General features: G+C 68.4%; 9 protein-coding genes and 1 tRNA gene. 2 read left to right on the top strand and 8 right to left on the bottom strand.

The window, feature by feature from the left end; all coding sequences use genetic code 11:
* Positions 1 to 289 precede the first annotated feature (289 nt).
* Positions 290 to 898: a DUF6461 domain-containing protein gene (locus ABGB01_RS38495; protein ID WP_347778593.1), complete on the top strand. Its 609-nt coding sequence runs from the start codon at positions 290 to 292 to the stop codon at positions 896 to 898.
* A gap of 17 nt (positions 899 to 915) precedes the next feature.
* Here the strand turns inward: ABGB01_RS38495 and ABGB01_RS38490 are convergent, their stop codons facing one another.
* Complete coding sequence (locus ABGB01_RS38490; RefSeq protein WP_347778592.1) at positions 916 to 1,410, bottom strand: transposase domain-containing protein; 495 nt, start codon at positions 1,408 to 1,410, stop codon at positions 916 to 918.
* A 213-nt stretch (positions 1,411 to 1,623) separates the two neighbouring features.
* Here ABGB01_RS38490 and ABGB01_RS38485 point away from each other — a divergent pair, with 213 nt between their 5' ends.
* A complete protein-coding gene (locus tag ABGB01_RS38485) occupies positions 1,624 to 1,749 on the top strand; it encodes a hypothetical protein (protein WP_347778591.1) in 126 nt (41 codons plus the stop codon).
* Positions 1,750 to 1,841: 92 nt separating this feature from the next.
* On the opposite strand, the gene ABGB01_RS38480 is transcribed toward ABGB01_RS38485, so the two are convergent.
* The 7 genes from ABGB01_RS38480 to ABGB01_RS38450 form a co-directional block, all read right to left on the bottom strand.
* Positions 1,842 to 1,918 (bottom strand) — tRNA-Thr (locus ABGB01_RS38480).
* Between the two features lie 53 nt (positions 1,919 to 1,971).
* Positions 1,972 to 2,799 carry a regulatory iron-sulfur-containing complex subunit RicT gene (gene ricT, locus ABGB01_RS38475; RefSeq protein WP_347778596.1) on the bottom strand — a complete coding sequence of 276 codons (828 nt, stop codon included), beginning with the start codon at positions 2,797 to 2,799 and terminating at the stop codon, positions 1,972 to 1,974.
* A 104-nt stretch (positions 2,800 to 2,903) separates the two neighbouring features.
* On the bottom strand, positions 2,904 to 3,953 hold the full coding sequence (locus ABGB01_RS38470) for a permease-like cell division protein FtsX (RefSeq protein WP_347778589.1): 1,050 nt from the start codon (positions 3,951 to 3,953) through the stop codon (positions 2,904 to 2,906).
* Positions 3,950 to 4,477, bottom strand: coding sequence for a SigE family RNA polymerase sigma factor (locus ABGB01_RS38465; protein ID WP_347778587.1), 528 nt, complete (start codon positions 4,475 to 4,477; stop codon positions 3,950 to 3,952). Before ABGB01_RS38465 ends, ABGB01_RS38470 begins: the two co-directional genes overlap by 4 nt.
* Before the next feature lie 51 nt (positions 4,478 to 4,528).
* On the bottom strand, positions 4,529 to 5,701 hold the full coding sequence (locus tag ABGB01_RS38460) for a DNA polymerase III subunit delta' (protein WP_347778586.1): 1,173 nt from the start codon (positions 5,699 to 5,701) through the stop codon (positions 4,529 to 4,531).
* Positions 5,702 to 5,710: 9 nt separating this feature from the next.
* Positions 5,711 to 7,753 carry a dTMP kinase gene (gene tmk, locus ABGB01_RS38455; protein WP_347778584.1) on the bottom strand — a complete coding sequence of 681 codons (2,043 nt, stop codon included), beginning with the start codon at positions 7,751 to 7,753 and terminating at the stop codon, positions 5,711 to 5,713.
* A gap of 141 nt (positions 7,754 to 7,894) precedes the next feature.
* Positions 7,895 to 8,452 carry a helix-turn-helix domain-containing protein gene (locus tag ABGB01_RS38450; protein ID WP_347778583.1) on the bottom strand — a complete coding sequence of 186 codons (558 nt, stop codon included), beginning with the start codon at positions 8,450 to 8,452 and terminating at the stop codon, positions 7,895 to 7,897.
* Positions 8,453 to 8,525 lie beyond the last annotated feature (73 nt).

Raw genomic sequence — 8,525 nt, 5'->3', positions numbered from 1 at the left:
GTTGTTCGGGACGCGCTTTGGGGTGGGCGTGCCGGGACAGGGTGAACACCGTGGCGGTGCCGTAAGTCTTGCCGTCGTGGCGGACCTCGATCTCTTCCAGGTGGAAGGGGTCGAAGACGATCTGCACGCGGCGGCGGCGCTATCGCGTGTTCACCAGCGGAACCCCCGAAGGAGGAATACTGAACAGGCCTTCTAACGCCTTCTTCGTCAGAATCAAGCAAGGCACCCCGTAACCCACCACCTCAGGAGGGGGCGTCCCGCGGGATGCCCCCTCCTACGAGAGGCAGCCATGCAGTCACCGACCTTTCTGCACGACCTTCTGGCCTCGACCCTCTTCGCCGAGGAGCTCGATGACGAGATGGACCTGTGGTCGCTCGGGTTCAGCGCCATCTGGACTAAGGGCGCGGACCTCGACGCCCTGGCCCGAGCCTTCTCCATGGACCTCACCACCCGCACCCCGAGCTATCTCAGCGAAATCCTCGACCACAACATCGACGACGGTTCCCTCTGGGTGGCCGAGGCCGGAGGCTGGACGAGCATCTTGCCGGCGAGTTCCGACGACCAGTTCCTGCTGTCGCTGACCGAAGGTGGCCTTCAGGCCCTCAGCCTCAGCATGGACATCAGCAACAGGGACTCCTTCAAGTACGCCCGCGACGGGCGCATGGTCGCCTCCTTCAGCCCTTCCTTGCTAGACCCAGTGTTCGGCGACGACCCGCCCGGGCTCGACCACCTGATGGATGGGCTGCGCTTCCGGATCAGCGACGACGACATCCTCGACAGTCGCGTGGACCGAGAGGAGAGCATCAGCTCGGCCCTGGCACTGATCGGACGTATCACGGAAACCGACATCGCTACTGACTGGTTGGAGGCGCAACACTCACGCATCGGCACTCTTTAACGTTCACGCACAGCTTGTCACAGAAGTTGATTGAGGGGCCTTGGCCCTTCACCCGCGTTCCGCAGTTCGTGGGCACACGGAATCGCGCGGTGAGCTGATTCCGCTGGTAGAGCGCTTGCCGAAGATGTGACCGAGTGCTTCGGGCTCGAAAACGTAATACCAGCCGACCTGCGCTCTTCCATCTCCCCGTACCGCCGCCCGCGCGGCGACCCGCTGGAACACCTCCTTGACCGGCTCAGGTCCCAGGCGCTGGCGGGCTTGGTGATCGCCCCACGGGTCGGCGCCTGCCAGCGCGCTCCCGGCACCAGGGCCAGCATGCCCGTCAGCTTCTCGGCGACCTCCTCGTAGTCGTCGTCCGGATAGAGGCACAACGCGACCAGCAGGTAGATGACCACATGCACGGGAAGTTTGCGCACGCGACGCTCCCGGCACCCGTGCGTGGTGATAGCCGCGTCCAGGGCTTGGCGAGGAATCAGCGATGTCAACGCACCAATCGCGACCAGATCCGTCAACCGCCCCGAACCCCCTATACCATCGGCCAAGATCACCGGGCGAGGCTACCAGCAAGATCACTATCTAAACGGCATTGGCCCCACTGACCTTCCACAGCAAGCAGGGACCGACAGCTGTCACAACCCTTCACAGAGAGGCGACTCATCCATGATGTACCAACAGAAGCCGGGGCGGCCCCCAGGGAGCCCCGCCCTCTCTCGATCATCGTGCTGGTGCTGGTTTTCAGCTTCCAGCTCGGCCACAACCCGACAGAAATCCGCGAGATCCTCATCCCCGTGGTGATGGCACTCGTCGCCCTCGGCGTCGCCTGGTCGGTGAGCGGCCAGTCAGCCAACTAGCCACCAGCCTGCCATCCGCAGCGCTCAACACCGGCTGTTAGCAAGGGTGTTAGCAAAGAAGCCCTCCGCGATCTTGCGGAGGGCTTCTGAGCTGGAGCCGCCTTGGGGATTCGAACCCCAGACCCCTTCATTACGAGTGAAGTGCTCTGGCCGACTGAGCTAAGGCGGCGTGCCGTACGGCGTGACAGAGTCTACAGGAGCCCGAAGGGTTCTCGCTCCCACCTATTGCCCCGGCTCCCCGTACGTCGAGTCGTACGCCTTCCGCGGCCCGCACACGCTCGCCTTCGAGCAGGCGCACCGCCGGCCTCCGTCGTTGAGCCGCACCACCACCGAGTCGGACGGCACGTTGTGCCCCACCACGGTGCCGGTGCCTTCCGGGGTTTCCACGTTCGTCCCCACCCGGGGTGCCGAGGCACGGAACTCCTGGTAGAGGGGGTGTTCGTACTTGAGGCAGCACATGAGCCGCCCGCAGGCCCCCGCGATCCGCAGCGGGTTGACCGGCAGGTCCTGGTCCTTGGCCATGCGTACGGACACCGGCTCGAAGTCCTTGAGGAACGTGGCGCAGCACAGGTCGCGCCCGCAGGGCCCGATGCCGCCCTGGAGCCGCGCCTCGTCCCTGGGGCCGATCTGCCGGAGTTCGACCCTGGCCCGCAGGTTGCGGGCCAGGTCGCGGACGAGTGCGCGGAAGTCGACGCGGTGGGGGGCCGAGAAGTAGACGGTGTAGACGTTGTCCTCGTCGAGGTAGTCGACGCCGACGACCTTCATGGGCAGGGTGTGCCGTTTGATGAGGCGTTTGGCCACGCTGCGAGCCTCGGCTCTGCGGCGTTTGTTGGATTCGTCGCGGGCGAGGTGTTCCTCCTCGGCCGGCCCCGCGCACACGGGCAGTCCGTCGATGTCCTCGCTGCTCCATTGGGGCGCCCACACGCACTCCGCCACCTCTGGACCCGAGTCGGTGGGTACGAGCACTTTGTCGCCCACCTTGGGGCTGTGCCCGCCCGGGTCGAGGTAGTAGAGCCTTCCGTAGCGGGTGAAGCTCACGGCCATGATCATTCCCATGGGCTCGAGCTCGCCTCCTTGACCGGCATCGGGGGTCCTTGCGGCCTTCCTTTTCCACATTACGTGCCGCCCGCACCAGGAGTCATGGGGGCGTGCGATCAGTTGGCCGAGGGGCACACCGCTGCTGTTGACAGACCGTAGTCGTAGATCATCTGGACGTTATCCCGCATGCACTTGTTGTTGCCGACGGAGGACACTCCTGGCTGTCGAATGAGCAGGCTGACGACTTTGTCCGCGTCGGCCTCCGGCCGGAGCTTCAACCTGAAGGATTCGGGCATGTCCTTCACCTCGGTCTCGTTGATCATCTTCTTGTTGGCCTTGAACGACATGCGGAAGTTCTCGTACGCCGCCTTCTGATCCTCGTAGACGAATGAATCGACCTCGGGCATTCTCTCGATCAGTGTCCGGAGCGCCGTCTTCTCCGCCTCCGTCGCCGCCTTCCCCTCCTTCGCGACCTCGAAGTCCTGCTCACCGGAGTAGGTGCGCTCCGCGCCGCACGCAGGCCAGGATGACTCTCGGCCGCAGAGGAAGACGCTGATGTCCATACGCCGGTTTGGTGCGCTCCCCGCCTTTTCGACGAGGTCACGGCGGCCCTCCCTGTCGACAACATCGTAGAGACCGGGCAGTTTGCGAAGCGCCGCCGATACCTGGCTCGGAGCGGTCCCCTCCTTGAGCTTGAGCCGGAACGACGGCGGGAAATCAGCCGGATCGGCCTTGTCCAGCAGCTCCTGATCGTTCGCGAACTCCTGGCGGAAGCGGTTGTAGGCGAGCACCTGACCCTCGAAGACCACGACCTCGACCTCCGGCAGCTGCCGTACCGCTTGCTCGATCGCCTGCATCTGCTCAGGGGTTGCCTCGTTGCCGTCACACGTCGTCTTCGTGCAGAGCTGGACGACCATGTCGGCCTGGTCGATCGGGAGGGACTCCGGGTTCGTGGCCACCGCGTGGTCGACGTCGCCCGGTCCGCCCAGCCCCACCGCGGCCGCCGTGCCCGCGAGCACGACCGCCGCGGCCGCGGTCACCAGCCGGTGGTTCACCCGGAAGCGCCGCTCCGGCGCCCGCAGCGGCCTGAGCGTGCCGGGGTCGAGCGTGGCGCCCGCCTCCGTGAGCGCTTCGCGCAGCCGGTCTTCGATCGGGCTGTGGTTCATGATTCCTCCCCGAGTGCTCGGCCGAGCGCGGCGAGCCCCCGCGCGATGGTGGATCGGGCCGTGCCGGCGCTGATCCGCATGGTGTCGGCGACCTCCTGATCGGTGAGGTCGAAGTAGTAGCGCAGGGTGAGGGCCTCGCGCTGCCGGCGCGGCAGCTCGCGCAGCGCCAGCAGCACCTCCCGCCGCTCCTCCCCGAGCATCGCGGCGCTCTCCGCCGACCAGACAGGCGGTTCGTACGGCACCGCCCGCCGTAACACGGTCGCCCGCCTGCGTAGCACCGACCGGCACCCGTTGAGCACCGCGGAACGTACGTAGGCCAGCGCCTTGTCGGCGTCGCGCAGCCTGCCCCGGCCGGCGTGGGTGCGGGCGAACGCCTCCTGCACGACGTCCTCGGCGCTGGCCTGGTCACCGAGCATGAGCAGAGCGAGCCGTACGAGGCCCACGTGGTGCTCGGCGAAGATCGACGCCACGTCCACGCGCTGCCGGGCGAGGGCTTCCTGTTGGGTGAGCAGTTCGACTTCCACGTAACAGAGACGCCTGGCGGCCCCGTCTGCTGCTTCTGTCACCCGGTCATCTCATGGGCGCAGCGCCAGCATCATGGCCTCGATCGCGATCTGGGGGTTGACGTTGGCGGCCAGGCGTTCCCTGCACTGCATGATCGCGTCGATCCGCCGCAGCGTCTCCTCGGGCGTGGACGCCTTGGCCAGCTGGTCGAGGTCGAAGCGGATGTCGTCGTTGGCCAGCTCGACGGCGGCGCCGAACTGCATGGCCAGCACGTCGCGGTAGTAGGACACCAGCTCCAGCAGCGCCGAGTCCAGCGAATCGCGTTTGATGCGGGTGGCCCGGGACTTCTGCCGGTCCTCCAGCTCCTTCAACGCGCCCGCGCCGCCGCGTACGAGCCCTCGGTTGAGCCCTTTGCCCGTGGAGCCCTCGCCGTAGATCTTGCGCAGCTCGGCGGTCTCGTTGTCGTTGAGGGCGGCCGTGGCGGCGGCGGCCTCTTCCTCGGCCGTCTTCACCAGCCGCTCGGCCGCGGCCACGCACTCGCCGACCCCCGTCAGCGCGCGTGGAATGCTCAACACCGCCTCGCGGCGTGCCCTGGCTCCCTCGTCGAGGGCCAGCGCCCGCGCCCTGCTGACGTGCCCCTGAGCGGCTCTGGCGGCGAACCTGGCGATGTCGTGCGGCACGCTGTCGCGGGTGGCCAGCACGTGGGCGACGGCCTCCGTGGCGGGTGTGGCGAGGGTGACCAGCCGGCAGCGGGACCTGATGGTGATCATCAGGTCGTCTGGGGCGGGGGAGCACAGCAGCCACACCGTGCGGGGCGGCGGCTCCTCGATGGCCTTGAGCAGGGCGTTGGCGGCCGACTCCGTGGCCCGGTCGGCGTCTTCGAACAGGATGACCCGCCACCGGCCCTGCGTGGGCGCCCCGGCCGCGCGCAGGATGAGCTCGCGGGTCTGCTTGACGCTGTAGGACAGACCTTCAGGGCGTACGGACTCCAGGTCGGGGTGCGAGCCGATCAGCACCTGGTGGCACTGGTCGCAGTGGCCGCAGCCGGCGTCGGGGCACAGCAGCGCCGCTGCGAAGGCGCGGGCGGCCTCTTCCCTGCCCGAACCGGGCGGGCCGGTGAAGAGCCAGGCGTGCGTCATGCCCGCGCCGCGCCCGCCCCCGATGACCTCGCCGGCCGCCGCCGCGGCCCGCGACAGCACGGCGGTGGCTTGGTCCTGACCGACCAGGTCATCGAAAACCGTCACGAGGCAAGGCTAGTCGCGGATGGCGGGCATCGTGCCGGTGGCGTCTTCTGACTCCCTCGGCACCGGGTCGGGCAGGATCTCGTGGATGCGGTCCTGGATCTGGCGGGTGAGCACCTCGGCCGGCAGGGTGCCGTCGACCACGAGGTAGCGCTCGGGCGCCGCGGCGGCCAGCTTGCGGAACTCCTTGCGCACCCGCTCGTGGAACTCCAGCGGCTCGGCCTCGATGCGGTCGGCCGCGCCGCCCAGCCGGGTCAGCCCCACCTGGGGAGGCGTGTCGATGAGCACGGTCAGGTGCGGCACCAGCCCGCCGGTCGCCCAAGCGTTGATCTTGGACACGTCCTCGGGGTCGAGCGCCCGCCCGGCGCCCTGGTAGGCCAGCGACGAGTCGACGTAGCGGTCGGTGATCACGAGTGAGCCGCGGTAGAGGGCGGGCCTGATCACCTTCTCCACGTGCTCGGCCCGGTCGGCGGCGTAGAGCAGGGCCTCGGCACGGGGCGACAGGCCGCGCTCGGCCGCGTCGAGCAGGATGGCGCGCAGCCGCATGCCGACCTTGGTGGAGCCGGGCTCGCGCGTCTGCACGACGTCGTAGCCCTGGTCGCGCAGCCAGATGGCGATCAGCCGCGACTGGGTGGTCTTACCCGACCCTTCACCGCCCTCGAACGCCACGAACAGACCCGGCACGTGCTCGGCCGGCTCGGTGCCCAGCCGCTCGCCCCGCACCGCGGCGATCAGGTCGGCGGTGAGGGGCACGCCCTTCCTGTCGTCCATGTGGCGCAGCGCGAGGATGCCGACGGCGGTCGCGAGCACGCCGCCGATCAGCAGCACCAGGTTGGACCCGTCGAACTGGTAGGCGAACTCGCCCAGGTCGAGCACGTGCACACCGAAGATCGCCGCCACCGGGTTGGCCACGGCGACCACGAGCAGGAGCGTCACGCGCGCGGTGGACTGCAGGAACGAGAACGTACGGCCGCGCAGCCCGTCTTCGACCTCGAGCCCGATCAGCGTGTAGCCGATGATCCAGGCGATGCCCGCACACGCGCCGAGCACGACGGTCAGCATGACCACGATCGGCAGGTTGTGCACCAGCGCGATCGTGACGAGCACCAGCCCTGCCACGGTGATGGCCAGGCCGAACAGCCGCCGCCGCGACAGCTGGCGCAGCAACCTGGGCCCGAAGAACATGCCCAGCGCCATGCCGACGAAGACCGCGCCGAACACGACGCCGTAGGCCGCGTCGCCACCGCCGAGCGCGCCGACGTAGATCTTGGCGACGCCGACCACGGCCCCACCCGCGGCGAACGCCCCCAGCATGCCGATGATGAGGCCGCGCACCATCCGGTGGCCGCCGACGAACCGCCAGCCCTCGATGACCTGCTTGAGCACGGACGGCGTGGAGATGGCGCCGTCACGCTTGGGAATGCCGCGCAGTGTGAAGATCAGGAAGGCTGACACGAGGTAGGCGCAGGCGTTGACGATGAGCGCCAGCCCTGTGGCGTCGCGGCCGGACAGGAACGGCACCGTGCTCGTGACCACGTCGCCCACCACGGACAGCGCGGCGAAGAGCATGGCGGCGATCGGCGCGGTGCCGTAGGTGACCAGCAGGTTGAGCTGGTTGGCCGACTCGAGTTGCTCCTTGGGCACCAGGTTGGGGACGGTGGCGTCCTTGGCCGGGACCCAGAACAGGTTGATGCACTCGACCAGAAGGGTCGCGATGATCACCCACTGGTAGCTGTGCACGAACGGGATCGACAACACGATGGCGAACCGGGCGAGGTCGGCCGTGAACATCGTCAGCCGCCGGTCGAACCTGTCGGCGAACACGCCCGCGAGCGGCCCGAGCAGGATGGCGGGCAACATCTTGGCCACGAACACGCCGCCGATGGCCAGCGACTGCACGCGGTAGTCGTCCTGCATCAGGTTTCCGGCCAGCGCGGTCAGCGCCAGGATGTTGAGCCAGTCGCCGAGACTGCACACCGACATGGCGGTCCACAGCCGCCGGAAAGGCGCATTGGCCAGCACGTGAGCCGGGCGGCGTCGGCCAGGGGCAGTCATGATTTCAGCGTATCCAGGTGTTGACCGGAAGCGGGCAGTCAGGGGAGGAGCCGGAAATGCCCGGCTGCTCGTGGCTGAGGGTATTACGTCGGCGGGCTGGTGCGCAGGTTTCGCACCTCGAAAGGGGCCCCAAATCCATCATCAATTGATAACTCCGGCCTCATGTCGCGCCGCCTCCACCAGTGGCCGCCATTCGGCGCGGATGTCGGGCGGCAACTCCAGCTCGTCGAACAGCTCGACGAGCAGCACGCCGTCGAGGTGGTCGAGCAGCTCCTGCGGCCCGCCCTCGCACAACAGCGTGGTGTAGGCGGCCCGCCGCTGGTCGCGGTCGGCCAGGTCGTGGACGTGACCGCGCAGCCGCACGACGCCCAGCGCCGCCGCGACCGGCAATCGCCGCAGCCGGCTCGGCACGTGGAACGTACGCCCGTCACCGCTCACGCGCGCGGCGAACTCGACCTTCGCCTCCAGCACCAGCCGGAACCCGGCGGCGTCGAGAATGCGCCCGGCCGTCTCCAGCGTCGGCGACTTCCTGCCGTGCTCGTAGGCCGACAGCGTCGTGCGCGAGGTGCCGCTCACGCTGGCCAGAGCCTTCTGGTTGAGGCTCGCGGCGTGCCTGGCCTGCTTGAACAGCAGGCCGCCGCGCTCGGCCCAGAGCGCCACCTCCTGCCGCAGCACCCGCTCCACCGGCGAAGGACCCATGTCGCACCTCCGACTCGTATCCGGTCGGATACTGTACGCCACCATGGCCCTACGTGACCAGCGGATTGCGGAA

This window comes from Nonomuraea sp. B5E05, from assembly GCF_039880665.1.
In the GTDB taxonomy this organism is placed as follows: Bacteria; Actinomycetota; Actinomycetes; order Streptosporangiales; family Streptosporangiaceae; genus Nonomuraea.
Note: the sequence above shows the minus strand (reverse complement) of the source record. Positions and strands in the feature narration are given on the sequence as shown.